We start from the raw sequence: 25,467 nt of genomic DNA, 5'->3' as shown, positions 1-25,467 counted from the left end.
GCCTGTCGGCCGCCGCACCCCTCACCCCAACCCCTCTCCCGCAAGGGGAGAGGGGCTTTAAACAGTGGGCGGAGCGGGATGAAAATTTGAGTAAATCACTCCGAACCCTCTGGCACAGGCTTTGCCTCGACGACACATTATTCGTTGTTCGTCATCGAGCGAGCCTGATCAGCCATGACCCATCTGGCCCCGGTGATCCATCAGTCGCATGACCTGCTGCCGGTCCGGCCGCCGGAAACCGTGTCGATGCGAACGCGCGACGGTGTGCGGCTGGATGCCGACCTCTACCGGCCGGACGCCGCCGGCACTTGGCCGGTGCTGCTGCTGCGCGTCGCCTGCGGCCGGCGCACCGCGCTGACCAGCCATTACGCCCATCCGCGCTGGTACGCGGCGCGGGGCTATGTCGTGGTGGTGCAGGATGTGCGCGGCTGCGGCACGTCGGACGGCCGTTTCCGCCCCTTCGAGGCGGAGCGGGAGGACGGGGCCGACGCCGTGGCCTGGGCGGCCTCGCTGCCGGGGTCGTCGGGCGTGGTGGGGATGTATGGCTGCGGCTATGCCGGGATGGCGCAGTGGCTGGCGCTGGCGGAGCGACCGGCGGCCCTGCGCGCCGTGGCGCCGGCCTTCGCCGGCTGGGACGTCTTCTCCGACTGGGCCTATGAGGGCGGGGCCTTCCGGCTGGCTGACGCCATGGGCTGGGCTCTGCGCACCGCCGCCGAGGCGGCGCGGCGGGTGGAGGACGGCACCGGCCACCGCATCCTGTCCGATGCGGCGCGCAGCCTGCCCATCGACGACGAGATCCCGTCGCGGCCGCAGGCCCTGCGCGATTACGCCCGCTATTCCCATTACGACGACTGGCTGACCAACCCGGTGCCCGGCCCGGCCTGGACCGCGCTGTCGCCCAGGGCGATGCTGGCGGAGATGCCGGCCGACGTCGCGGTGCTGCAACTCGGCGGCTGGTACGATCCGCGGCTGGCCGGCACGCTGGATGCGCACAACCTGCTTGCTGCGCGCGGCAGGGCGCCGGTGCGGCTGGTGGTCGGTCCCTGGGGCGCCGATGGTCCGGCCGCGGCGCCGGGGGAGGCGCCGACACTCGACACGCTGCAACTCGCCTGGTGGGAGCGGGTGCTGAAAGGGCAGGGGGCTGACCGCGGCGGCCAAGTGCGCCTGCATGACGTGGAAACCGGGCGCTGGCACGACCTGCCCGCCTTGCCCGCGGCCGAGGCGGTGCTGCATCTGGCCAGTGACGGCCTCGCCAACCGGCAGGGTGGCCGGCTGGCGCCGGAGATGCCCGATTTCGAGGCACTCGACGTGGTGGTGCATGATCCGCGCAGTCCGGTGCCGACGGTCGGGGGGCATGCGGTGCCGGCCGTCGCCGGCCGCTTCGACCGCGCCGCCGTCGACCGCCGGCCGGATGTGGCGACCTACACCAGCCTGCCGCTGGACGAGCCGCTGATGCTGGCCGGGCGGGTCGCGCTGGATCTGTGGGTGGAGGCCGACGCCCCGTCCTTCGACGTCAGCGCCGTGCTGTCGGTGGTGCGCCCCGACGGGCAGGTGCTGCCGCTGACCCAGGGCCATGCGCGGGTGGAGCCGGGCGATCCGACCCGGCCGCTGACCATCGCCATGCGAGCGGCCTGCGCCACGCTGGCGCCGGGATCGGCGCTGCGCCTCAGCCTCGCCGGCTCCTGTTTCCCGGCCTATCCGGTCAATCCCGGCACCGGGGCCGAACCGGGCGAGACCCGCCGGGTCGATGCGCTGCCGATCACCCTGCTGATCCACAGCGGACCGGATCGGCCGTCGCGCCTGCGCCTGCCGGCCTGACTGATCGGCGCCCGGTTCTCAGGAAGGATCGGCGTCGTCGCCCGCGTCGGCCCTTCCCGCCGCCTCCAGGCAGAAATCCAGACTCTGCGACAGGAAGCGCATCATCAGGTCGCGGAACGGCGTCTTGTCGCCGACCGCCCAGGCCCGTTCGACGAGGTCGAAATAGAGGCCGCGGTCCTCCGCCAGGACCACCACCGGCGGGTAGCCGGCCCGGTTCAGGATCAGGTTGCACAGCAGAAGCGCCGTGGCCCGGTTGCCGGCGTGGAAGGGTCGGATGGCGCTCAGCTTGTGATGCGCCTCGAAGGCGGTGTCGGGGCCGGCGTCCGATTTGCGCATCCAGGTCGACAGCGCCGACATCGACACGCGCAGCTTGGCCGGGTCGGGCGCGGTTTCCGCCGGATCGTCCTTCGGCGCGCCGTTGCGGTATTTCCCTGCCTCGTCCTCGATCCCGCGATACAGCACGCTGTGGAAGGCGGTGACCGTGCGTTCGGTCACGGCGCCGGTCGGATCGAAGGACAGCCGCGCCATCAGTTCAAGCGCCGCGCGATGGTTCAGCACGAAACGCTGCTCCTCCACTGCGCGGTGGCGCAGGATGCTGCCGCGCTCCAGGATCGCCTTGACGTCGGCGGGCTTGACCGGCACCTCCTCCAGCGCGGCGGCGGCGACCGTGAGGTCCAGTTCGAAGCGGTCGGCGATGCCGTGCACGACCTCCTGCGGCAGGGGGCGGGCCGCGTCCAGCGCCCGTTTCTTCTCCGCGATCTCGTCGAGCAGGGCCATCGGTCACTCTGATCTGGTGAATGGGGGCGGTCTGGTGGATGGAGGCCGGTTCGAGGGTGCTTGGCGCATCATGCCGCGCCCCCTGCGGGGATTTGCCGCTTGGACGGGCACGGTTGCCGGTTTTAGGATCCCTGTCAAGATGTCCACAACCCAGCCATGGCCGGCCGCAACCGCTTGAAAAGGGCGGAAGGCGCTTGAATTCGCGGGATGCGAGGGGGGAGGTCGCTGCGATGACCTATGTCGCCTGGGACGAATCCATGAGCGTCGGCGTGCTCGTGCTCGACGAAGAGCATCGGCGGCTCCTCGACCTGTTCAACGGCCTGCTGGAAAGCGGCATCACCCCCGCCAACCGGGAGGAGCTGTCCAGCCTGCTCGGCAGCCTCAAGGACTACGTCGCCGTCCATTTCGCGCGGGAGGAGGCGATGATGGAGCGTTGCGGCTATCCCGAACTGGACGGCCATCTCGCCGCCCACCGCTATTTCGCCGAAGAGGTGGACAAGCTGGCCCGCGACTTCGACGGCGGCAACCCCACCATGCTGCGCGTCGACCTGATCCTTCTGCTGAAGGACTGGTTCGTGGAGCACATCCAGCAGACGGACAGCCAGTACAAGCCCTATGTGGGGGAGTCTCCCTCTCCCCCCCCGGGGAGAGGGTCGGGGAGAGGGAAAGCTTAGCTACTTCGCCGCGGCCTTCCGGTCGGCCATTCCCTCGTCCAGCTTGGCCTGGATGCCGGCCTTGTCGGTGTCCTCGTCGGCGTTGCGCAGTGCGCGCATCCACTGGAACCGGGCCTCGTTGCGGCGGCCGGCGCGCCAGTAGGCGTCGCCGAGATGGTCGTTGATGGTGGGATCGCCCGGCTTCAACTCCACGGCGCGCTCCAGCTTCGCAACCGCGCCCTCGAAGTCGCCCAGCTTGTAGAGCGCCCAGCCCAGGCTGTCGACGATGTAGCCGTCGCGCGGGCGCAATTCAACCGCGCGCTCCACCATCGCCCTGGCCTTGTCCAGATGCTCGCCCCGGTCGATCCAGCTGTAGCCGAGGAAGTTCAGCAGCGACGCTTCGTCCGGCCGCAGCTTCAGCGCGGTCTGCAGGTCGGCCTCCGCCTGCGGCCACTGCTTGGTCTTCTCGTAGCTCATGGCGCGGGCGTACAGCAGCGGCCAATGCCGCTCCTGCGGCGCGCCGATCCGCTCCAGCGCGGTGGTGTAGGCGGGGATCGCCTCGTCGTACCGCTTGGCATAGCGGTAGATGTCGCCCAGCCGGGTCACCGCGTCGGTCCGCTCCGGCCGTTCGGCGGACAGGGCCTTGAGAACGGCAATGGCGTCGTCGTTGCGGTTCATGCGGGCGAGGCTGTCCGCTTCGCGCATGCGGGCGGTCCAGCCAAGCAGCGGGTCCTTCGCCAGCAGCCGGTAGGCGGTCAGCGCCTCCTCATGATGGTCGCGGGAGGCCACGATGTCGCCGATCAGCAGATGGGCCAGCGCCAGATCCCCGCGCAGGTGCAGCGCGATGCGGCCGAACAGAAGCGCCGGTTCGTCGGCATTCTCGTGATGCAAGGCGCTGCCCAGGTCGAACAGCGCTTCCGCCAGACCCGAACGTGCATCGGGCACCGGGCGGGCGTCGGCCGGCGCCTTCGCCATGGCGTCCAGCGCCGGCTCCACCAGCAGCCCGTCGGGGTTGTTGATCTGGAAGGTCTCGTAGAGCTTGCGCGCATCGTCCTTCTTGCCGGTGCGCATCATGAAGTTGCCGACGATCTGCACCACCCGCAGCGGCGCCTCGGTGTCCGTCACCTTGACGTAGCGGGCGGCGGCATCCTCGCTGCGGCCTGCGAGGTCGAGGATCAGGGCGGCATGCAGGTTGTAGAGCGCGCCGAAGCCCTGGACGGCCGCCAGCGGCTCCAGCGCGGCCAGCGCCTCGTCGGTCTTGCCGCGGGCAGTCGCCAGCCAGGCGCGGGTCAGCGGTGTGATGAAGCGGCCCAGCCCATCGGCCGGCAGGCGCGCGGCATAGCCGTCGGCCTCGTCCAGCTTGCCCCTGGCGAGCGCATCGGCGGCCAGCAGGGTCAGCGCCATTTGCGGTTCGCCCTGTTCGCCCAGCAGGCGGGCGGCATAGCCGATGGCGGTGTCGACCTGCCCTTCGCCCAGCCGCAGCAGGAAGGTGCGGCGCAGCAGGGCCTGATCGTCCGGGTCGGCGGCCAGCGCCCGGGCGGTGAAGCGCGCCGCCGCCGTCCAGTCGTCCTGGTGCTGGGCGTAGCGGCCGGCCAGATAGCTGCCGGTGGCGGAGCCGGCGGTCTCGCCGGGCGGGCCGGCGGCGAAGGCCGGCGCCAATATGGCCCCGGTCAGCAGGGTGGCCAGGGAGGTCGGCAGCAACCGGCGTCGGAAACTCGTCATGCTCTCGTCACCTCGTTTTCCGAGTCGATATCCCATCATTTTCCCCAGGGCGCGGGCAAGCGACTTTCGTGCCCTTCCCTTTTTCGCACTCAATCAATGCCAATCCCGGCGCACCTGTTCGATCCGTTCGGCACGCAGGATGTCGGTGACATGGGCGTCCATATGGGCGCGCAAGTCTTCCGGCATGCCCGGCGACAGCGTGGCGCCCTCCACCGACCAGCGGGCCATCCAGGACAGGGTGCGCAGCCAGGTCAGCCGGCGCAGCGGCTTCAGCCAGGGCCGCACCTCGTCGGCGAGGTCGCCGGGAACCGCCATCGCCCAGGCATCGACGAAGGCGTCGATGTCGGCCGGCGCCAGTTCCGCATCCACCGCCGGGTCCCATTTGGTGGAGGTGTAGAGGCTGGCATGGGCGAGATCGCTGGCAGGGTGGCCGTATTGCAGCTTCTCCAGGTCGGTGAACCAGGCCTTGCCATGGCCGTCGATCAGGAAATTTCCGGGATGCACGTCCACGCCCACCGCGGTCAGCGGCATCGGGGTCTCCGGCGGCGGGGCGAGGTCGCCGCTGCGGGCGGCGGCAAGCTCCTCCGCGACCAGTGCGCGGGCGTCGGCGTCCAGCGCGGCGCGGTCGAACCACTCCGCCTGCCGCTCTACCTGGGCCAGCAATGCTGCGACCGGATCGGGCGGAGCGGGCAGCGGCTCGTAGAAGTCCGGCGGAGCCATGCGGTGGATCGCCGCCAGCGCGCGGGCGATGGCCGGCATGTCGGCGGGCAGGACGGGGGTGCGTCCCTCCACCTCGCCGACCACCAGGGCGCCCAGCGGCAGCCCCTCGCCCGGCGGCAGCAGGCCGGCAAAACGCGGGGTGTGGCCCGACATTTCGGCCCGGCGGAAAGCGGCCGCCTGCCGGTCCAGCGCCGTCCAGGCGTCGAGGCCAAGCTGGCTCCAGCGCGGGATGCGGGCGACCAGCCGGCGGCCGCGCAGGCGGACATGGTCGTGGGCGACGCCCTTCAGCGGCATCGGCTCCAGCGCGTCGGGGGAGAGGTCGGCAAGGCGCGGCAGCCGGATCAGGGCGGCGTGCAGGGCCTCCATCGAGAAGCCAGCCGGTGCGCTCACGCCAACTCCGCTCACGCCATGTGCTCGCGCAGGCGGGGCATCAGCTCCACCAGATTGCAGGGGCGGTGGCGGTTGTCGAGCTGCCAGACCAGGATGTCGTCCCAGGCGTCGCGGCAGGCGCTGGGCGAGCCCGGCAGGGCGAAGATGTAGGTGCCGTTGGCGACGCCGCCGGTCGCCCGGCTCTGGATGGTGGAGGTGCCGACCTTGGCGTAGCTCAGGTAGCGGAACAACTCGCCGAAACCGGGGATCGCCTTTTCATAGAGCGCCTCGACCGCTTCCGGCGTCACGTCGCGGCCGGTGACCCCGGTGCCGCCGGTGGTCAGGACCACGTCGATCTGCGGATCGGCGATGTATGCCTGCACCTGGGCGCGGATCGCCGCGATGTCGTCGCGAACGATGGTCCGGGCGGCGAGCCTGTGGCCGGCACCGGCGATCCGTTCCGCCAGTGCGTCGCCGGAGCGGTCGTCGGCGGCGCTGCGGGTGTCGGACACCGTGATCACCGCGATGTTCACGGGAAGGAAGGGGCGGCTCTCGTCGATCTTCGGCATGGCGACAGGCGTGTCCTCGTGTCGGGCCGGAGCCCGGCAAGGGCGCACCGGCGATCAGGGTATCGGGCTGGCCTCCCCCCGCTCCGCCACCGTCTCCACCCGGGCCGGAACTGCCGGAGCGTCCGCGACGGAAGGCTCGGCCGCCGGGGCTTCCGCCGTCGGCTTCTCGGCGGCTGCGGTCGCCGCGGCCGGGATCGCCGGCTTTGCCGCCGGCAGCGGGTCCGGCTGGGCCGCGACCTGGGTCGCGGGGGCCTCCACCGGGATGTAGGACGGCCATTTCCCGTCGGCGACGGCGTCGAGCGAGGCGGTCTCCTGGCCCAGCCGAAGCTGGTAGATCCAGAAGTTGGCCATCACCTTCTCCACATAGTCGCGCGTCTCGCCGAAGGAAAGGCTTTCGATGAACAGCAGCGGATCGGTGATGTCGCTCAACTCCCGCCGCCAGCGCGCCAGCGTGCCCGGTCCGGCATTGTAGGCGGCGGCGGCAAGGAACAGGTTGCCGTCGATCTCCGGCATGCCCAGCAACTCGGTCAGATAGCGCTGGCCCAGCTCCATGTTGCGGGAGGGATCGAACAGGGCGTCGCGGTTGGCGTCCTCGCTGCCGATGTCGGCGTGGCGTTCGCGCACATGCTGGGCGGTGCTGGGCAGGATCTGCATCAGCCCGGTCGCCCCGGCGGAACTGACCAGCCGCGGGTCGAAGCGCGATTCCTGGCGCATTACCGCGAAGACCAGCGCCCGGTCCACGGCGAAGCCGTCGCGCGGCGTCCAGTGCGGCAGCGGGTAGAGGGCGGCGGCATAGGGCGCGCCGTCCGGTCCGGCCACCGCGTTGCCCAGACGCAGCGACAGGGTCGCCACCCCGGCGCGGTCGGCCAGTGCCACCATCCCCTGTTCGACCAGCGGGTCGCCCTGCGGGTGGATGCGCTGCAACTCCATGCCGGCCAGTTCGCGCTGGCCCACCTGCAGCAGGGCGATGGCGCGGGATCCTGCCGGCTTGGCCGCGATCGCCGCAAGCGTCCGCCCGCTCAGCTCCGGCGCCTGCCAGCGCACATCGTGCAGCGTGCCCAGGGTGCGGAGCGCGATCAGGCCATAGAAGGTGTGGGGATAGCGGGCCGCGGCGGCCAGATGCTCCGCCGCCTCCTTCTCCTTGCCGGGCTTGCGCGCCAGTGCGCGGGCCGCCCAATAGTCGGCGGCCGCCGCCTTCCAGGGGGAGCGCGGACCGGCGGCGGCCATGCCCTGGAAATGGCGGGCGGCGCGGTCGGGCTGCTTCAGCCGCCATGCGGAAAGCCCGGCGATCCAATGCGCGTCCGGCAGCATGTCGCCCGACCGGGCGGCGCTGGCGGAGGCGAGCGTCAGTGCCTGCGCCGTCTCGCCCGAGAAGTAGAGGGATTCGGCGATGCGGGCGCGGGCGGCGTCATACTGCACGGTGTCGAGCCTGCCGCCGAACTCGTCCTGGTTCAGCAAGGTCAGGGCGTTGCTGGCGCGGCCGGAACGCAGCAGCTCCTCCACCCGCGCCACGGCGGCGCGGTCGCTGCGGGCGCGCGACACGGTGCGGCTGCGCGGGGCGACGGTGACGCCGTCCTCCTCGTCCTCCTCGTTCGCGGCGACGGTGCGCAAGCCGCCCATCCGTTCCAGCGAGCCGACGAGACGCACGCGTTCCTCCCCCCGCGGGGGCTTCGGCGCCCGCTGGCCGGCGGGCTGGCGCTTCTGCGCCAGGCTGTGCACCCGCTCCGCCCCGGCAAGGTCGCCGTAATCCTGCATCCAGCGGGCGAGTTCCTCGTAGCCGGCGCGGCGGTCGGGGTGGAGATAGCGCTGGCGCAGGACATAGCCGATCAGCCGGCGGTCCTTCAGCTTCGCCATCTCGGCGTCGGCGGCGTCCCACTCCGCCCGGTCCTGCAGCGCGAAGATGCGGCGGTAGCGGCCGGCATCCTCCTCGTCCAGTTGGACGGCACGGGCCTCGTCGTCGCTGGCGAGCAGCAGCGGGGAACCGGCCGGGCCGGCGGAGGCATCGGCCGCCGGCGCGCCGAAAGACGGGTCGCCGGGAATGCCCGGGTCGGGGAGCCCCATGACCGGGTCGCCGATGACCGGATTGCCAGTCGGCTCGCCAAAATCAAGGGTATGGGGGTCAGGCACGGAATCCGGGCCGGGCGGGACGACGGCGTGACCGTCCGGCGCGTGAATAATGAGGGCGGCGCAAGCGGGCCGGAGCCCGACCGCACCGTCGGGTCCCAGGGTGTAAGCCACCGCGAGACCCAGCACCCCCAGAAGGTTCCGCCGCAGCGGGACCGCGTTCGCGGCCCGGTATGCTGCACTGCAAAATATCCGGAGCATTGTTCCGAAATAGCGCAGGCGCTCGCGAACCGCAAGCAACGGATTCGCGCGGAATGTGTCGGCACCGGTATTCGCCAGTCTCTACAACGGGTTAAGGGAGGCGACAAAAAGGCCTTAGCCCGTTGGGAAGGTGCCTTTGGATATGGGCGGATTACATTTGTGTCATGCAACCTGCCCGGTCATACAAACGATTTCGGCCGGGCTGTGACATCGGTTTTTATCTTAGGAATACTTGATTCCTTCTTCGTCGATCTTTTGGCGCAGCGCAAGCATGTCCCGCCACGCTTCCCGCTTTGCGATAGGGTTGCGCAAGAGGTACGCCGGATGGAGCATCGGCATCAGCGGCACCGGTGCGCCGGTTCCCTCATAGGACCGCCATTGCCCGCGCAGGCGGGTGATTCCCTCCGCCCTGTTCAGCAGGGTCTTGGCCGACACGCCGCCCAGCGCCACCAGCAGCTTCGGCCGCACCAACTCCACATGCCGTTCCAGGAAAGGCAGGCAGGCGGCGATCTCCGCCTGGGTGGGGCTGCGGTTGCCGGGCGGGCGCCAGGGCAGGATGTTGGTGATGTAGACCTTGCCGCGGTCCAGCCCGATCTGCGCCAGCATGCGGTCCAGCAGCTTGCCGCTGACCCCGACGAAGGGCTTGCCCTGCCGGTCCTCGTCCTCGCCCGGCGCTTCGCCGATCAGCATGACCGGAGCCTGCGGATTGCCGTCGGCGAAGACGGTGTTCATCGCGGTGGCCTTCAACGGACAGCCGTCGAAGGAGCGCAACGCCGCCTCGAGCGCGTCCAGGGTCTGCGCCTCGTGCGCGCGGGCCCGGGCCTGGATGCCGGCCTCGCTGGCGCCCAGCGGCTGGTCGGGCGACGGGAAGAGTGCGGACGGGCGCGGCGCCGCGGGGGCGGGTGCCCGAGTCGGTGCCGGGCCACGGGCCATGCCGGTGCCCAAACCGGCATTTGGCGCCGCACCGGCACCCACGGGCATGGTGCGCGCCGCCGGCCGGGCGGAGAAGGCGGCCCAGTCGATCGGCTCGTCGCCGATGGCCTCGTCGCAGCCGATATCGGCATGCCAGCGCAGCGCGTCGAGGATGTCGCATACGTCAATCATCGTTTGACCTTACCACAGATCGTGTGGTCTTACATGTCCAGATACCCAATTTGGGTGCGGTGCAAACCGTGCTACAAGCACGCGCCCGCAAAACACCATAGGGCGTCCCGAGGGAAACAGTACCAAAACAAGACGGTGGGGGAGTGTGGTGATGGAACGCGAACCGCGCGAGGTCATGGAATACGATGTTCTGATCGTCGGCGCCGGCCCGTCGGGCCTGAGTGCTGCGATCCGCCTGCGGCAGCGCGCGGTCGAGACCGGGCAGGAACTCAGCGTCTGCGTGATCGAGAAGGGGTCGGAGGTCGGCGCCCACCTGCTGTCCGGCGCCGTCTTCGAACCGCATGCGCTGGAGGAGCTGATCCCCGACTGGAAGGAAAAGGGCGCGCCGCTGACCACCCCGGCGCGCGAGGACCATTTCCTCTTCCTGACGGAAACGAAGGCCTACAAGTCGCCCTACGCTCCGCCGCAGATGAACAACCACGGCAACTACATCATCAGCCTGGGCAATCTGGCCCGCTGGATGGCGACCCAGGCCGAGGAGCTGGGGGTGGAGATCTATCCCGGCTTCGCCGCGGCCGAGGTGCTGTATGACGACAACGGTGCGGTGAAGGGCGTCGCCACCGGCGACATGGGTATCGGCAAGGACGGCGAGAAGACCGGCAACTACACGCCCGGCATGGAGCTGCACGCCAAGCAGACCATCTTCGCCGAGGGCTGCCGCGGCTCGCTGACGAAGACCCTGTTCGAGCGCTTCGACCTGCGCCGCGACTGCCAGCCGCAGACCTACGGCATCGGCATCAAGGAGCTGTGGGAGGTCGATCCGTCGCAGTCGAAGCCGGGCCTGATCGTCCACACCATCGGCTGGCCGATGGACCCCAAGACCTATGGCGGGTCGTGGCTGTATCACATGGAAGGGAATCTGGTGTCGGTCGGCTTCGTCGTCGGCCTCGACTACTGGAACCCGCACATGAGCCCGTTCGAGGAGTTCCAGCGCTACAAGACCCACCCGGCGATCCGCCCGACCTTCGAAGGCGGCCGTCGTCTGGCCTATGGCGCCCGCGCCCTGTCGGAAGGCGGCTTCCAGTCGATCCCGAAGCTGACTTTCCCCGGCGGCCTGATCATCGGCGACGGCGCCGGTTTCCTGAACGTGCCGAAGATCAAGGGCAACCACACCGCCATGAAGTCGGGCATGGTCGCGGCCGAGGCGGTGTTCGACCACCTGACCGGCGGCAGCGACAACGGTCCCGAGGTGATTGCCTATCCGGAGCGGCTGAAACAGTCCTGGGTCTGGCCGGAGCTGTACGCCGTGCGCAACATCCGTCCGGGCTTCCAGAAGGGCCTGTGGGCCGGTCTGGCGAACGCCGCCTACGAGACGGCGCTGAAGGGCAAGTCGCCCTGGACGCTGAAGCACCACGCCGACCACACCACCCTGGTGAAGGCCAGCGAGGCGCCGAAGATCGCCTACCCCAAGCCGGACGGCAAGGTCACCTTCGACCGCCTGTCCTCGGTCTACCTCTCCAACACCAACCACGAGGAAGACCAGCCGCCGCACCTGACGCTGAAGGACAAGTCGGTCCCGATCAGCGTCAATCTGGCGCTCTACGATGCGCCGGAGCAGCGCTATTGCCCGGCCGGCGTGTACGAGATCGTCCGCAACGACGACGGCGGCGATCCGCGCCTGCAGATCAACGCGCAGAACTGCGTCCACTGCAAGACCTGCGACATCAAGGACCCCACCCAGAACATCAACTGGGTCGTGCCGGAAGGCGGCGGGGGGCCGAACTATCCGGGCGGGATGTAAGGGTCGGGATGTGGGGGCGTTTGCCCCCTCCCTAACCCTCCCCCTCTTCTAGGGAGAGGGGACTGCCGCCGCTTCGCAAACTCTTCCCTCCCCCGCCGAAGGCGGGGGAGGGAAGGGGCCCATGCATCAGCATGGGAAGGGAGGGGGCAAACGTACGCGCCCATCGCCACATGCAAAAGGATGAACGGTGCCGACACGCGGGTGTCGGTTGCGCCGCCGGCCACTCCTATCTATAACGCAAGCGGTAACCTCTCTGCGACGGCGCGATGATCGTTTCCTGTCCGACCTGTTCAACGCGCTACACCCTGTCCGACGAGTCGCTCGGCACTGACGGCCGGAAGGTGCGTTGTGCCCGCTGCGGCCACACATGGTGGCAGATGCCGGAATGGGCGGGCCCCGAGCCGGTGGTCGCCGACGCGCCGACGGAAATACGGCCGGCGAAAGCGGCAAAGCCGGCCGCCAAGACGAAGGTCAAGCCGCCAAAGGCTCCGCGCGCCAAGCCGGCGCGCAGCACGGTGATCGGCTTCGCCCTGCTGGGGGTGCTCGTCGCGGGGACCGTTGCCGGCGGCTATTTCGGCCGCGATGCCATCGTCCGCAACTGGCCGCCCGCCGCTCTGCTCTACGAGACCATCGGGATGCAGGCCGAGCCGCCGGGATTCGGGCTGGAACTGCGCAACATCCGCTCCGAACAGAAGATGGAAGGCGGCAAGACCGTCCTGCTGTTGGACGGCGAGATCGCCAACACCACCGATGCCGAGCGCGCGCTGCCCCCGCTGCGCGCCATCACCTTCGGTGCCGAGCACAAGCCGCTGCAGAGTTGGACAATCGAACCGTCTGCGTCCGTGCTGCTGCCGGGTGCGGTGGTGAGCTTCCACCACAGCCAGCCGGATCCTGGACCGGTGACCGAGGTGACCATCACCTTCGGCGGCCCGCCGCCCGGGCTGGGTGCGCCGGTTGCCGAGAAGCCGGCCGAGAAAGCTCCCGAGAAGCCTGCCGCCGCAAAGCCCGCCGCCCCGGCCAAACCCGCAGGTCACTGAGATCCCGTGGCCGGTCGGCCGCGTCACCGCTCCGGAATGCCGTGCTTCCGCAGCTTGTTGGCGATCATGGTGTGCGAGGTGTTCAGCCGCGCCGCCAGCTTTCGGCTGGAAGGGAAGCGCGGATAGAGCCGGCGCAGAAGCGTGCGCTCAAAGCTGTCCACCGCATCCTCCCAGCTTTCGGCATCCTCCGCCGGCACCTCGGCGGACTGCATGCCGGCCCCTGCCAGTTCCAGGTCGGCCGCATCCAGCGCGCCGCCGTCGCTCATGGTCACGGCGCGGAAGATGACGTTTTCCAACTGGCGGACATTGCCGGGCCAGCGGTTGGCGAGCAGCGCCGCCGCCGCCGCCGGGGTCAGCCGTCCGGGCGGACGGCGGGCCTGCGCTGCGGCGCGGGCGATGAAATGGCGGGCCAGCAGCAGGATGTCCTGCCCGCGCTCCCGCAAGGGCGGGACGCTCAGCGTCAGCACGTTCAGGCGGTAGAACAGATCCTCGCGGAAGCTGTGGTCGGCGACCATCGCCTCCAGCGAGCGGTGGGTGGCGCTGATGACGCGCACATCCACCTTCTGCTCGCGCTCTCCCCCCACCCGGCGGAAGCTGCCGTCGTTGAGGAAGCGCAGCAGCTTGGCCTGGAGATAGGCCGACATCTCGCCGATTTCGTCGAGGAAGACGGTGCCGCCATGGGCCAGTTCCAGCAAGCCGGGCTTGCCGCCGCGCTGCGCCCCGGTGAAGGAGCCGGGGGCGTAGCCGAACAGCTCGCTCTCCGCCAGATTCTCCGGCACGGCGGCGCAGTTCAGCGCCAGGAAGGGCTTGTCGCGGCGCGGGCTGGCGCGGTGGCAGGCGTGGGCGATCAGCTCCTTGCCGGTGCCGGTCTCGCCCAGGATCAGCAGCGGTGCTTCCATCGCGGCGACGCGCGCGGCCCGCGCCTTCAACGCCCGTACCGGCGGCGATTCGCCGAGGATGCGGTCGAAGCCGCCTTCATCGAAGTTCTGGATCGCATTCAGGCGCTCGCCCAAGCGAGACGGGGTGAACAGGGTGATGACGGCGCCCGCGGCCTCGACATCGACGATGGGCGTCACCTCCAGCAGGAAGGGTTGGCCGTTTAGCGTCACCTCGCGGCCGGACATGCGGAAGCCGCCGTCGGCCAGTTCGCGCGTCAGGCCGGGTTCGCCGAACAGTTCGCCGAGGTCGAGACCGGCGAGGCGCGATTCCGGCAGTCCGGCGACCTGGGCGGCGGCGGCGCTCGCCACCACGACGCTGCCCGCACGGTCGACCGCCAGCACCGGGTCGGGCAGGGCGGCGAGCAGCGCATCCAGATGCAGCCGCCGCCGCGTGCCCGGCAGCATGTCGATGGCAGCCACCGCCTGCACGCCGGCGATGCGTTGCAGCGCGTCCGACAGGGCGGGGAGCGCCGCCGGATCGAGGCCGGGGGCGTCGATGTGGATCAGCGGCGGGTCGACCTCGACGCCGACGACGTTGAGCCGGCGAAGCGCCAGCACGGCGAGGATCTCATGGGCGATGCCGACGCGGTCGGTGAAGGTGACTTCGATGCGCATGGGGGTGGCTGTTGGGGGTGGGAGGTGCTTGTTGCCCCCTCCCTAACCCTCCCCCGCGTTCCGCGGGAGAGGGAACTCCGCTGCTCTCGCGCTTAACTCCCTCTCCCGCGATCGGACCGGCCTTTGGCCGGCCGAGGGCGGGGGAGGGTTGGGGAGGGGGCAATCAGCGACCACTGTACACATATCGTTACGCCGTATCAATATCTTTACACCCGACCAAGCCGTTGTTCCACAACACCCACAGCCCTCATTTTCTCTCCCCTGTAAACATCCGCATACACCCCACGCTCCATAGCGCCCCTAACATCGCAGCAAATCCGCCATTTCCGCCTCTGGCACGCCCTTTGCGAACTCCTTCCCAAGCGAAGTCATCCATCCCCTTGGGAGCCAGTCTCATGCGCGTGATCGTTCTGGGCAGCGGCGTCATCGGTGTCACCACCGCCTATTATCTGGCGCGCGCCGGGCATGAGGTGACTGTGCTGGATCGTCAGGCCGGCCCGGCGCTGGAGACCAGCTACGCCAATGCGGGCGAGGTGTCGCCGGGCTATTCCGCTCCCTGGGCGGCGCCGGGGCTGATGCTGAAGGCCGCCAAGTGGATGCTGATGAAGCATTCGCCGCTGGTGATCCGGCCGAAGCTGGACCCGGCCATGTGGTCCTGGTGCCTGAAGCTGCTCGCCAACGCCAACGAGGCGAGCTACCAGCTGAACAAGAGCCGCATGGTCCGCGTCGCCGAATACAGCCGCGACTGCCTGAAGGCTCTGCGCGCCGAGACCGGTATCACCTATGACGAGCGCACCCAGGGCACGCTGCAGGTCTTCCGCACCCAGAAGCAGATGGACGCCGCCGGCTACGACATGGCGGTGCTGGAGCGCTATGGCGTTCCCTACAGCCTGTTCGACCGCGACGGCCTGACCTCGGTCGAGCCGGCCTTGGCCCATGTGAAGGACAAGCTGGTCGGCGCGCTGCACCTGCCGGGCGACGAGACCGGCGACTGCTTCCAGTTCACCAACAAGCTGGCCGCCTACGCCGCCAAGCGCGGGGTGGAGTTCCGCTATGGCGTCTCCATCCGCGGGCTGGAAAGCGACGGGCGCAGGATCACCGGCGTGCAGACCGACGAAGGCACGCTGACCGCCGACAGCTACATCGTCGCCATGGGCAGCTATTCGCCCAAGCTGGTGAAGCCGCTCGGCATCGACCTGCCGGTCTATCCGGTGAAGGGCTATTCGCTGACCCTGCCGATCACCGACGCCGCCCATGCGCCGGAATCGACGGTGATGGACGAGACGCACAAGATCGCCGTCACCCGACTCGGCGACCGCATCCGCGTCGGCGGCACGGCGGAACTGACCGGCTTCGACCTGACCCTGCGCGACAGCCGCCGCGGTCCGCTGGACCATGTGGTCAGCGACCTGTTCCCGAAGGGCGGCGACCTGTCGAAGGCGGAGTTCTGGACCGGCCTGCGCCCGAACACGCCGGACGGCACGCCGATCCTGGGGCCGACCCACATCCGCAACCTGTACCTCAACACCGGCCACGGCACGCTGGGCTGGACGATGTCCGCCGGCTCGGCCCGCGTGCTGGCCGACGTGGTCAGCGGACGCCAGACCGAGATCGACATGGAAGGGCTGAGCGTCGAGCGTTACGGCCGCAAGCCGTCGGTGGCGGTGTCGCGCCCGGCGGCGGTGCGTCCGGCCTAATGGGATAGGGGAACCCGCGCCGCCCGGCGGACGCGGGTCATCGCCAGCTCCAGAAGGGCGGCGTCGGCGATCTCGGCCCCATCCAGCCGATGTCGCCCGCGCCGCCCTTCGCATTTCTCCACCCGGTGGCCGAGGCGCCTGAGATGCAGGATCGCCTCGTAGAGCCGGGTCGCCGGCTCGTTCGCGGGTCGGGCGGCAGGCTGGCGGGCCGTCATGGGTGGACCACCAGGACGATCAGCCGCTTCGGGCCGTGGACGCCGTAGGCCAGCGTCTGCTCGATGTCGGCGGTCTTGCTGGGGCCGGACACCAGCAGCGCGTTGGTCGGCATCGCCTGCGCCCATCCCTGCTCGCGCATCGCCTGCAGGAAGGTGTCGTAGAGGGCGTCGGTGCGCAGGATTGCGACGTGGATGTGCGGGACCAGCGAGAGCGTGCGCGGTTCGTCCGCCGTTGGCCACAGGATAAGGCTGCCGGTCTCGGCGATGGCGCCGCGGGTGGTGGTCAGGCCGGCGTCGATGGACTCGAAGAGCTGGGGCTTGAGGTCTTCGACGGGGCGGTCGTAGGGGATCAGGGTGGGACCCGGCGCAGTTCCTCTCTCCCCCCCAACGCGAGCTTCGCTCGCGTTGCCGACAGGCGAAGCGCAGCTTCGCTGAAAGGCGGGGAGAGGGTTAGGGTGAGGGGGATGCGCGGCGGGACCTTCGGGGGAATCATGCGGTGCGTCCCCCTCACCCCGACCCTCTCCCCGGGGGGGAGAGGGAGAAGCAGTCCCCCACCCCTCGACCAGCCGCTTCCCCGCCTCCGTCGCCGGCGCGTACATCAACGACCCCACGCCCTCCCGCGCCAGGAACTCGCGCAGCACCGCCGGCCAGTCGGACTCCGTCGCCTCGATGAACTCCGTGTGTACCGCCTCCATCAGGCGGCGGATGCGGGGCAGGCGTTCCTCCGTCGCCCAGTGCTTCGCCTCGATCGGCGCGAAGTCCGACGCGGGCGGGGTCAGCGGGTGGGCGTCGCGGGTAGTGCGCAGCTTCGTCAGGATCGAGTTGCGGGCGTCAGACATCGGGAACCCCCTTGGCGCGGGCTAGGTCGTGCAGGGTGCGGCCGGCGAAGCGCGGCTTGGTGCGGACGTTCGTCCACTCCTTGAGCAGCGGCAGCGAGGATGGTGCGGCGTTGCCGAGCCTGCTCATCGCCGCCGTGGCGAGCCGGTAGGCGGTGGGGGAGGCGTTCATCGCCGCCCAGCCGCTCCACACCATCGATTCCGCCCGGCTGGCCTTGGCGCCGCCGTCCTTCACCGCGCCGCCGGGTTTCACCGCCTCTACCCGCAGCCGCCCCATGATCTCGACGATGGGGATCTTCACCGGGCAGATCTCGACGCAAGCGTTGCACATGGTGCAGGCGTGGGGCATGGTGCCGCGCTTGTCCAACCCCTCGATCTGCGGCACCAGGATCTTGCCGATGGGACCGGGATAGGGCGCCTCATAGGCATGGCCGCCGACCTTGGTGTAGACCGGGCAATGGTTCATGCAGGCGCCGCAGCGGATGCAGCGCAGGGTGTCGCGCAGCTCCGGGTCGGCGTAGATGCCGGAGCGGCCATTGTCGAGGATGACCAGATGCACCTCGCGCGGGCCATCCTTTTCACCCGGCTTGCGGGGACCGGAGATCATGTTGACGTAGGTGGTGATCGGCTGGCCGGTGGCGGAGCGCGGCAGCAGGCTGATGACCGGCGGCACGTCCTCCAGCTTTTCCACCACCTTCTCCAGCCCCATGAAGGCGATGTGGACCGGCGGCACCGTGGTGCACATGCGCCCGTTGCCCTCATTCTCGATCAGGCAGAGGGTGCCGGTCTCCGCCACCGCGGCGTTGACGCCGGACATGCCAACATCGGCGGCCTGGAACTTGGCGCGCAGCACCCGGCGGGCGAGGTCGGTCAGATAGGCCGCATCCTCGCGGCTCTCGGCGTCCTTGATCTTGCGCTTGAACAGATGGGCGATCTGCTTCGTGTTCAGGTGGATCGCCGGCATGATGATGTGCGACGGCATGGTGCCGTCCAGCTGCACGATGTATTCGCCGAGGTCGCTTTCCAGCACCTCGATGCCATTCTTTTCCAGAACGGCGTTCAGGTGCATCTCCTCCGTCACCATCGACTTGCCCTTGACCACCAGCTTGGCGTCGGCCTTGTGCAGGATGTCCAGCGCGATGCCGTTGGCTTCGTCCGTCGTGGCGGCCCAGTGGACGGTGATGCCGTTGCGGGTGCAGTTCTCCTCCAGCTTTTCCAGCAGTTCCGGCAGCTTCGACAGGGCGCGCAGCCGGACCGAGGCCGCCAGCGCCCGCACGCCATGCCATTCGCCCGCGTCCGCGAACTGGGCGGCGCGCTTTGTCATCAGCCCGTCCATGGCGCGGCGGAAATTGCCGCGCAGCTGCGGGTCGGCCAGCGCCGCGCGCGAGGCGGCGGCGAAATCCGGTGCGTTACCGTCCATGGATGCGCTCCTTCAGGAACTGGGCGATGTGCTGGCCGCGCGCGGCTTTGTTGCCGGCCTCAAGCGCGCCGCCGATGTTCAGCAGGCAGCCGCAGTCGCCCGACACCACGCGGGCGGCGCCGGTGTCCTCGATGTCCGCCACCTTGTCGCCGACCATCGCGGCGGAGATCTCCGGATGGCGCACGGCGAAGGTGCCGCCGAAGCCGCAGCATTCCTTTTCCCGCTTCAACTCCACCAGCTCGACATTGGCGAGTTGGCGCAGCAGCGCCTTCGGCTCCTCCACCACGCCCATCTCGCGCTGGGCATGGCAGGAGGCGTGCCAGGTGACGCGCAGCGGCTCGCCTTTGTCGGTCAGTCGGACGTCCAGCACATGGACGAGGAACTGCGTCAGCTCCCACACGCGCCCCGCCACCTGCACCGCCTTGGCCTCGTCCGGCTCGCCGCGGAACAGGTCGGGCCAGTGCTTCTTCATCATGCCGGCGCAGGAGCCGGACGGCACGACGATGGGATCGTCCCCGGGGAACAGGTCCAGCTGGGCGCGGGCGACCTTCAGGGCATCGGCCCGGTAGCCGGAGTTGTAGGCGGGCTGGCCGCAGCAGCTCTGGCCCTGGGGGAAGACGACGGTCAGGCCCTGGGACTGCAGCAGCTCGATCCCGGCCATGCCGGCGTCGGGGAAGAACAGGTCGACGAGGCAGGTGCCGAAGTAATAGACGCGGGTTGGTTTGGGAGTGGAGGGCATTGGGTGTTTCCTCACTGGGCGTCTTTTTATGGCTGGGCGTCGCTGCCCCCTCCCCAACCCTCTCTCGCCCTCGGCCGGCCAAAGGCCGGTCCGATCGCGGGAGAGGGTGCCTTATGCGAAGCGGCGGCAGTCCCCTCCACCGCTGAAAGCGGGGGAGGGTTAGGGAGGGGGCATACCGGCGCTTTCACAAATCATCGCTCAAAAAGCCACCTCCGCCACCCGCGCCCTCTCGTCCACCTTCGCCGTCGCGCAGGCGTCGACCAGATAGACGATCGACCGGTAGGGCACGCCCGCCTTGTCGGACAGGCCGATCTCGCAGGTGCGGCTGGTGGAGTAGCCCGACGCGCAGCCCTCCGGCACCGCGGCCGGCAGGTGGCGTAGCGCGTGGGCGTTCAGTTCCGGCGTGGTGAAACCCTTGTCGCCGGCGAAGCCGCAGCAGCCGACATCCGGCGGGACCACCACCGTCTCGGCGCAGGCCTTCGCCACCGCGGTCAGCGCGCCGTCCAGACCCATGCGGCGGGTGGAGCAGGTCAGGTGCAGCATCACCGGCTCCGCCGACTTGGCGATGTCCAGGCGGGGCAGGGCGAACTCGCTCAGGAATTCCGCCACGTCGAGGATGCGCAGGCCCGCGTCGGTCAGCCGCTTCTTCAGGCGGAGGGCGCAGGGGCTGGTGTCCATCACCACCGGGTAACGGCCACCCCGGCTCGCCTTCGACAGCGCGGCCAGCATGGCGTCGGCCTTGGCATCGGCGGCCTCGATCAGGCCCTTGCTCTCCAATGGCATGCCGCAGCACTGGCCGTCCGCTGCCTCCGGATAGAGGATGCGGAAGCCAGCCTTGCGCATCACCGATTCCACGACCTCCGGCAGCGGGCGCTTCTGCGGATCGCTGGCGGCGGGGCCCATGCTGCGGCTGACGCAGCTGGGGGCATAGACCACGGTCGGCAGGTCGTCGCTGGGAATGTCCGAGTGTGCGGTAAAGGTCACGGCGGTCGGCAGGTTGCGGGGCAGCGAGGGCAGGCTGCCGCCGGTCAGGACGCGGGCCGCCGCCTGGGTGGCGCCATGCCCCACCGTGCGGCGGGCGAGGTCGGTCAGCCGCAGCCCGGCGCGGGCGAGGCCCAGCGTGCCTTCCATGTGGTCGGCGACCAGCGCTCCCGCCTTGCGGGCCACGCCACCGCGCCGCTCGCCGCGCAGGGACTTCACCAGCAGCCCGGTCTCGATCCCCACCGGGCAGGCGGTGGCGCAGAGGCCGCAGGCGGCGCAGGTGTCGATGCCCTGATAGTCGTAGGCGGCGCTGATCTCGGCCAAGCGGGGGGCGTCGTCGCCGGCAGCTACCAGCCGCGCCATCTCGCGCCTGCCGACGATGCGCTGGCGCGGCGACAGGGTGAGGCGGTGGGACGGGCAGGTCGGCTCGCAGAAGCCGCATTCGATGCAGGTGTCGACCAGCGGATCGGCAGCGGGCATCGGCTTCAGGTTCTTCAGATGGGCCTCGGGGTCGCCGTTCAGGATGACGCCGGGGTTCAGCAGCCCGTCCGGATCGAAGAGGTCCTTGATCTCCTTCATCAGCCCATAGGCCTGCGGACCCCATTCCATCTCGACGAAGGGGGCCATGTTGCGGCCGGTGCCGTGCTCCGCCTTCAGCGAACCGTCATAGCGGGTGACCACCAAAACCGCGACATCGTCCATGAAGCGGCGGTAGCGGTCGATTTCGGCCTGGGTGTCGAAGGCCTGGGTGAAGACGAAGTGCAGGTTCCCTTCCAGCGCGTGGCCGAAGATGATCGCCTCGTGATAGCCGTGGCGGACGAACAAGTCCTGCAGTTCGCGCGTCGCCTCGGCCAGCCGGGGCAGGGGGAAGGCGACGTCCTCGATGATGACGGTGGTGCCGGTCTGGCGGATGGCGCCGACCGCCGGGAACAGGCCCTTGCGGATCTTCCAGAAGCCTTCGCAGGCTTTGGCGTCGGTGGTGAAGCGGGTGTCGCCGATGGTGATGCAGTCGGCCAGCACCGCGGCGATCTCCGCCACGTTGGCCTCCAGGGCGGCGGCACTCTCGGCGCGGGTTTCCACCAGCACCGCAGCCACCTCGGGTCCGAAGCCGCTGATCTGCGGCGGCATGCCCGGCTTGTCCTGGATGGAGCGGAGCGAGGCGCGGTCCATCAGCTCCGCCGCATCGACCGGAGCCGCCTTCAGCAGCGACACGGCGTGGCAGGCCTCGGCGATGTCGGGGAAGAACAGCAGGGCACTGGCCTTGTGCGGATGCTCCGGCACGGTGCGCAGCGTGATGGCGGAGATGAAGCCCAGCGTCCCCTCCGACCCGATCATCAGGTGCTGGAGGATGTCGACGGGGTCCTCATAGTCGACCAGCGCGTTCAGGCTGTAGCCGGTGGTGTTCTTGATGCGGAACTTGTCGCGGATGCGGCCCGCCAGCGCCGCGTCGGCGCGGGTGCGGGATCCCAAATCCGCCAGCCGTTCGAGCAGCGCGCCGTGGCTGTCGCGGAAACTGCCGCGGCTGGCCGGGTCGGCGGTGTCCAGCACCGTGCCGTCGGCCAGCACCAGCCGCATGGACTCAAGCGTGCGGTAGCTGTTCTGCGCGGTGCCGCAGCACATGCCGCTGGCGTTGTTGGCGGCGATCCCGCCGATCTTGGCGGTGGCGATGGAGGCCGGGTCGGGACCGATCTTCCGCCCCAGCGGGGCGAGGCGCCGGTTCGCCTCCGCCCCGATCACGCCGGGCTGCAGGGTGACGGTCGCGGCGGCGGCGCCGATGCTGCAGCCGCGCCAGCCGTCGCCCAGCACCACCAGCACGCTGTCGCTGACCGCCTGTCCGGATAGGCTGGTGCCGGCGGCGCGGAAGGTCACCGGCACCTTGTGGCCGCGGGTGATGCGCAGCAGCCGCACCACCTCCTCCTCCGTCTCCACCAGCGCCACGATCTTGGGGATCAGGCGGTAGAAGCTGGCGTCGGTGCCGTAGGCCAGCGTGCGCAGCGGGTCGGTGACCAGCCGGGCCTGCGGGATGACGGACTGAAGCTCGGCCAGGACATGGTCGTAAGGAGAAGGCAGCATCGGCGGCGGCTCCTGCCGGTGGGGGGAAGGCCGCCTTAGCGGCCGATGACCATTTCGGTGAAGGGCCACAGATAGGCCTGCGCCATCACCAGCAGGCCGACCAGCGTGGTCAGCGCCAGCGAGTGCCAGATGACGTAGCGCAGGATCTTGCCTTCATGACCATGCCACTTGGTGGCGACGGCGGCGACGACGATGCTCTGGGCGTCGATCATCTTGCCCATCACGCCGCCCGAGCTGTTGGCGGCGGCCATCAGCGTCGGCGGCAGGCCGAGCTGTTCCGACGACACCTTCTGCAGGCTGCCGAACAGCACGTTGGACGCCGTGTCCGACCCGGTCAGCGCCACGCCCAGCCAGCCCAGGAAGGTGCCGAAGAACGGGTAGAGGAAGCCGGAATTGGCGAAGGCGAGGCCCAGCGTGGTGTCCAGCCCCGAGTAGCGGGTGGTGTAGCCCAGCGCCAGCATGGCGGAGATGGTCAGCAGCGAGTTGCGGATGGCGTACAGCGTGTGGCCGTAGGTCTTCAGCATCGCGGCCGGCGAGTAGCCCATCACGAAGCCGGAGATGACGGCGGCGATGAAGATGCCGGTGCCGGTGGCCGACAGCCAGTTCAGGGTGAAGACTGCGGCCTCCGGATGGGCCTTGGGCACCACCGGCGGAACGCGCAGGATCATGTTGTGCAGGCCCTCGATCGGGAACTTGAAGATCGAGATGCCGTCGAGGAAGGCCTTGACCTCCGGGATGCCCCACAGGAAGACGACGACGCTGAGGATCGCCCACGGCGTCCAGGCGCGGCGGACCTCGGCGGCGCTGTAGCCGTGGCTGCGGCGCGCCTCGCCCTGCACCACCGCGGCGCCGACACCCTGCGTCAGGGCGGATGCCCCGCCGGCGGTGTGCCAGATGGCCTTCGGGTGCCACACCTTCAGGAACAGCGTGACGCAGACCAGCGACACGATGGCGGCGGCGACGTCCACCAGCCAGGGGCCGTGGTAGTTGGACACCAGGAACTGCGGAACGGCGAAGGACACGCCGGCGACCAGGATGGCCGGCCAGATCTGGACCATGCCGCGCCAGCCGGCGAAGGCCACGATCAGCCAGAAGGGCACCAGCACCGAGAAGAAGGGAAGCTGCCGGCCGATCATCGCCGACAGGTCCAGCAGCGGCAGGCCGGTGACCGCGGCCAGCGCCAGCACCGGCGTGCCCAGCGCGCCGTAGGCGACCGGGGCGGTGTTGGCGATCAGCGACAGGCCCGAGGCTGCCAGCGGGGTGAAGCCCAGGCCGATCAGCATGGCGCCGGTCACGGCGACCGGCGTGCCGAATCCCGCCGCGCCCTCGAAGAAGGCGCCGAAGCAGAAGGCGATCAGCAGAAGCTGGAGCCGGCGGTCGTTCGTGATGCCGGTGATGCTTTCCTGCAGGATCTTGAACTGACCGCGCTGTTCGGTCAGGTGGTAGAGGAAGATGATGTTGACGACGATCCAGCCGATCGGCAGCAGGCCGTAAGCCGCACCCAGCAACGCGGTCTTTCCCGCCATCGCCATCGGCATGCCGAACACGGCGACGGCCACCAGCAGCGCCGCCGCAAGACCCAGCAGGGCGGCGCGGTGCGCCTTCATGTGGAAGATGCCGAGACCGCCCAGCATCACCAGGACCGGCAGCGACGCGAAGAACGTCGACAGCCACATGTTGTTCATCGGGTCGTAGACTTGCGACCAGCTCATCCTCGGGGACCTCCTTCTCGGGGGACGTGATGTCGGTCCGAACGGTGTCCCGGGACGGCTTTCCACGGCCTGTCGGCATGGCTCCGCCTTCCCGCGCCGGGATGGCGGCGCGGAGGAGGGCCGGCGATCGGCAATGCGGCGGCGTTCACCGCCGCCATGGCCTTTCGGCGCGCGGCAGCGGTGCGGATGCGCCCCTTGGCGGGGTTGGTCCGTCCTGTCCCGGTACGTGTGGATGCCCTTTCCAGCCCGGCCGCTTCGGGAAGTCTCCCTTGCCAGACGGACCGCGGTGGACATCTCTTATCCATACGGCGCAAGTTGGATAAAATATTTTACCAGACTGTGCAACGGCTGAATCGTTTGCCACTCGACCAACTTTGGTAGGGGGGTGCGACGCTGTCGGACAGCCGCCCCTCTGGACGCATGTTCCGTCCACCGGTATTGAAGAGGGCCAAGAGGTGCAGGGAGGGGTCGCCGATCCAATGCAGGGGACGATCAAACCGGCCAAGCTGGCCGACGCCATTGCCGAGCATCTGGAACGGCTGATCCTGGAAGGCGCGCTCCGTCCGGGGGAAAAGCTGCTGGCCGAACGCGAGCTGGCGGTGAAGCTGGACGTGTCCCGCCCGTCGTTGCGCGATGCCATCGCCAAGCTGGAGGAGCGCGGCCTGCTGGTCACCGGGCGCGGCGGCACCCATGTCGCCACCTTCCTGTCGCAGATCGCCGACCCGCTGATGACGCTGATGCGCAACAAGCCGGACGCGTCCTTTGACTATCTGGAGTTCCGCCGCTCCATCGAGGCGGCGGCGGCCGGACTGGCGGCGCAGCGGGCGACCGACGTCGACCGCGACGGCATCCGTGCCATCGTCGCCCGCATGAAGGCCGCCCACGGCAAGGACGACAGTTCGGAAGAGGCGGATTCCGACGCCGACCTGCATCTGGCGATCTACGAGGCAGCGCACAACGTCGTGATGCTGCACATCATGCGGACCCTGTCCGACCTGCTGCGCAACGACGTGTTCTACAACCGCGCCGACCTCTATTCCCGGCCGGGGGTGCGCGAGTTGCTGCTGCGGCAGCATCTGGCCATTGCCGACGCGGTGCTGGCCGGCGATGCGGATGCTGCGAGCGCGGCGGCCGACGCCCATGTGGAATTCACGCTGCAGACCTTGCGCGAAATCCGGGAACACAATGCCCGCGTCCAGGTCTCGTTGCGGCGGATCGGGCGGACCGACCTGATCGACAGCGGGGCGTAGGGGGAGAGCCGGGAGCCGCCGAGGCGGAGGCATCCGTCGAAGGTCATATGCCGGAGGGCTCGCCCCGACTGGCGGCGGGGCTTTGGCCGGGTTACA

At 69.5% G+C, this 25,467-nt stretch carries 19 protein-coding genes; 6 read left to right on the top strand and 13 right to left on the bottom strand.

What is annotated here, in order from left to right:
* The first annotated feature begins 174 nt into the window (after positions 1-174).
* The gene (locus tag VD964_RS17560) at positions 175-1,818 is read left to right on the top strand and encodes a CocE/NonD family hydrolase (RefSeq protein WP_324869803.1); all 1,644 of its coding nucleotides are present in this window, start codon (positions 175-177) and stop codon (positions 1,816-1,818) included.
* A gap of 18 nt (positions 1,819-1,836) precedes the next feature.
* On the opposite strand, the gene VD964_RS17555 is transcribed toward VD964_RS17560, so the two are convergent.
* On the bottom strand, positions 1,837-2,595 hold the full coding sequence (locus tag VD964_RS17555) for a Fic family protein (RefSeq protein ID WP_324869802.1): 759 nt from the start codon (positions 2,593-2,595) through the stop codon (positions 1,837-1,839).
* A gap of 230 nt (positions 2,596-2,825) precedes the next feature.
* On the opposite strand from VD964_RS17555, the gene VD964_RS17550 reads away from it, so the two are divergent.
* Positions 2,826-3,269: a bacteriohemerythrin gene (locus tag VD964_RS17550; RefSeq protein ID WP_324869801.1), complete on the top strand. Its 444-nt coding sequence runs from the start codon at positions 2,826-2,828 to the stop codon at positions 3,267-3,269.
* On the opposite strand, the gene VD964_RS17545 is transcribed toward VD964_RS17550, so the two are convergent.
* From VD964_RS17545 to VD964_RS17525, 5 genes are all read right to left on the bottom strand, one after another.
* Positions 3,270-4,970, bottom strand: a complete 1,701-nt coding sequence (locus VD964_RS17545) for a tetratricopeptide repeat protein (protein ID WP_324869800.1) — start codon at positions 4,968-4,970, stop codon at positions 3,270-3,272.
* 93 nt (positions 4,971-5,063) lie between these two features.
* Positions 5,064-6,080 carry a phosphotransferase gene (locus tag VD964_RS17540; RefSeq protein WP_324869799.1) on the bottom strand — a complete coding sequence of 339 codons (1,017 nt, stop codon included), beginning with the start codon at positions 6,078-6,080 and terminating at the stop codon, positions 5,064-5,066.
* Between the two features lie 11 nt (positions 6,081-6,091).
* Positions 6,092-6,628: a molybdenum cofactor biosynthesis protein B gene (gene moaB, locus VD964_RS17535; RefSeq protein ID WP_149222624.1), complete on the bottom strand. Its 537-nt coding sequence runs from the start codon at positions 6,626-6,628 to the stop codon at positions 6,092-6,094.
* A gap of 54 nt (positions 6,629-6,682) precedes the next feature.
* Complete coding sequence (locus tag VD964_RS17530; protein ID WP_414637187.1) at positions 6,683-8,953, bottom strand: lytic transglycosylase domain-containing protein; 2,271 nt, start codon at positions 8,951-8,953, stop codon at positions 6,683-6,685.
* A gap of 222 nt (positions 8,954-9,175) precedes the next feature.
* Entirely contained in the window at positions 9,176-10,057 is an 882-nt protein-coding gene (locus VD964_RS17525; protein WP_324869797.1) for a uracil-DNA glycosylase, read from the bottom strand.
* Positions 10,058-10,208: 151 nt separating this feature from the next.
* Between VD964_RS17525 and VD964_RS17520 the strand changes: the two genes are divergently transcribed.
* Complete coding sequence (locus tag VD964_RS17520) at positions 10,209-11,858, top strand: electron transfer flavoprotein-ubiquinone oxidoreductase (RefSeq protein ID WP_324869796.1); 1,650 nt, start codon at positions 10,209-10,211, stop codon at positions 11,856-11,858.
* 266 nt (positions 11,859-12,124) lie between these two features.
* Positions 12,125-12,895, top strand: coding sequence for an MJ0042-type zinc finger domain-containing protein (locus tag VD964_RS17515; RefSeq protein ID WP_324869795.1), 771 nt, complete (start codon positions 12,125-12,127; stop codon positions 12,893-12,895).
* A gap of 23 nt (positions 12,896-12,918) precedes the next feature.
* Here VD964_RS17515 and VD964_RS17510 read toward each other — a convergent pair whose 3' ends face one another.
* Positions 12,919-14,448, bottom strand: coding sequence for a sigma 54-interacting transcriptional regulator (locus tag VD964_RS17510; RefSeq protein WP_324869794.1), 1,530 nt, complete (start codon positions 14,446-14,448; stop codon positions 12,919-12,921).
* A 395-nt stretch (positions 14,449-14,843) separates the two neighbouring features.
* Between VD964_RS17510 and VD964_RS17505 the strand changes: the two genes are divergently transcribed.
* Positions 14,844-16,145: a D-amino acid dehydrogenase gene (locus VD964_RS17505; RefSeq protein WP_324869793.1), complete on the top strand. Its 1,302-nt coding sequence runs from the start codon at positions 14,844-14,846 to the stop codon at positions 16,143-16,145.
* On the opposite strand, the gene VD964_RS17500 is transcribed toward VD964_RS17505, so the two are convergent.
* The 6 genes from VD964_RS17500 to VD964_RS17475 all read right to left on the bottom strand — a co-directional run bounded on the left by VD964_RS17500 (position 16,142) and on the right by VD964_RS17475 (position 24,121).
* The gene (locus VD964_RS17500; protein WP_324869792.1) at positions 16,142-16,360 is read right to left on the bottom strand and encodes a hypothetical protein; all 219 of its coding nucleotides are present in this window, start codon (positions 16,358-16,360) and stop codon (positions 16,142-16,144) included. The two genes, VD964_RS17505 and VD964_RS17500, sit on opposite strands and share 4 nt — an antisense overlap.
* Entirely contained in the window at positions 16,357-17,199 is an 843-nt protein-coding gene (locus VD964_RS17495; protein WP_324869791.1) for a lactate utilization protein, read from the bottom strand. Before VD964_RS17495 ends, VD964_RS17500 begins: the two co-directional genes overlap by 4 nt.
* Positions 17,192-18,616, bottom strand: a complete 1,425-nt coding sequence (locus VD964_RS17490; protein WP_324869790.1) for a LutB/LldF family L-lactate oxidation iron-sulfur protein — start codon at positions 18,614-18,616, stop codon at positions 17,192-17,194. The genes VD964_RS17495 and VD964_RS17490 overlap by 8 nt, the downstream gene beginning before the upstream one ends.
* Positions 18,606-19,355 carry a (Fe-S)-binding protein gene (locus tag VD964_RS17485; RefSeq protein ID WP_324869789.1) on the bottom strand — a complete coding sequence of 250 codons (750 nt, stop codon included), beginning with the start codon at positions 19,353-19,355 and terminating at the stop codon, positions 18,606-18,608. The genes VD964_RS17490 and VD964_RS17485 overlap by 11 nt, the downstream gene beginning before the upstream one ends.
* A gap of 198 nt (positions 19,356-19,553) precedes the next feature.
* Complete coding sequence (locus VD964_RS17480) at positions 19,554-22,409, bottom strand: FAD-binding and (Fe-S)-binding domain-containing protein (RefSeq protein WP_324869788.1); 2,856 nt, start codon at positions 22,407-22,409, stop codon at positions 19,554-19,556.
* 35 nt (positions 22,410-22,444) lie between these two features.
* Positions 22,445-24,121 carry an L-lactate permease gene (locus VD964_RS17475; RefSeq protein WP_324869787.1) on the bottom strand — a complete coding sequence of 559 codons (1,677 nt, stop codon included), beginning with the start codon at positions 24,119-24,121 and terminating at the stop codon, positions 22,445-22,447.
* A gap of 479 nt (positions 24,122-24,600) precedes the next feature.
* Between VD964_RS17475 and VD964_RS17470 the strand changes: the two genes are divergently transcribed.
* Complete coding sequence (locus VD964_RS17470) at positions 24,601-25,371, top strand: FCD domain-containing protein (protein WP_324869786.1); 771 nt, start codon at positions 24,601-24,603, stop codon at positions 25,369-25,371.
* Positions 25,372-25,467: the final 96 nt, after the last annotated feature.

This window comes from Azospirillum sp. (assembly GCF_035628975.1).
In the GTDB taxonomy this organism is placed as follows: domain Bacteria; phylum Pseudomonadota; class Alphaproteobacteria; order Azospirillales; family Azospirillaceae; genus Azospirillum.
Note: the sequence above shows the minus strand (reverse complement) of the source record. Positions and strands in the feature narration are given on the sequence as shown.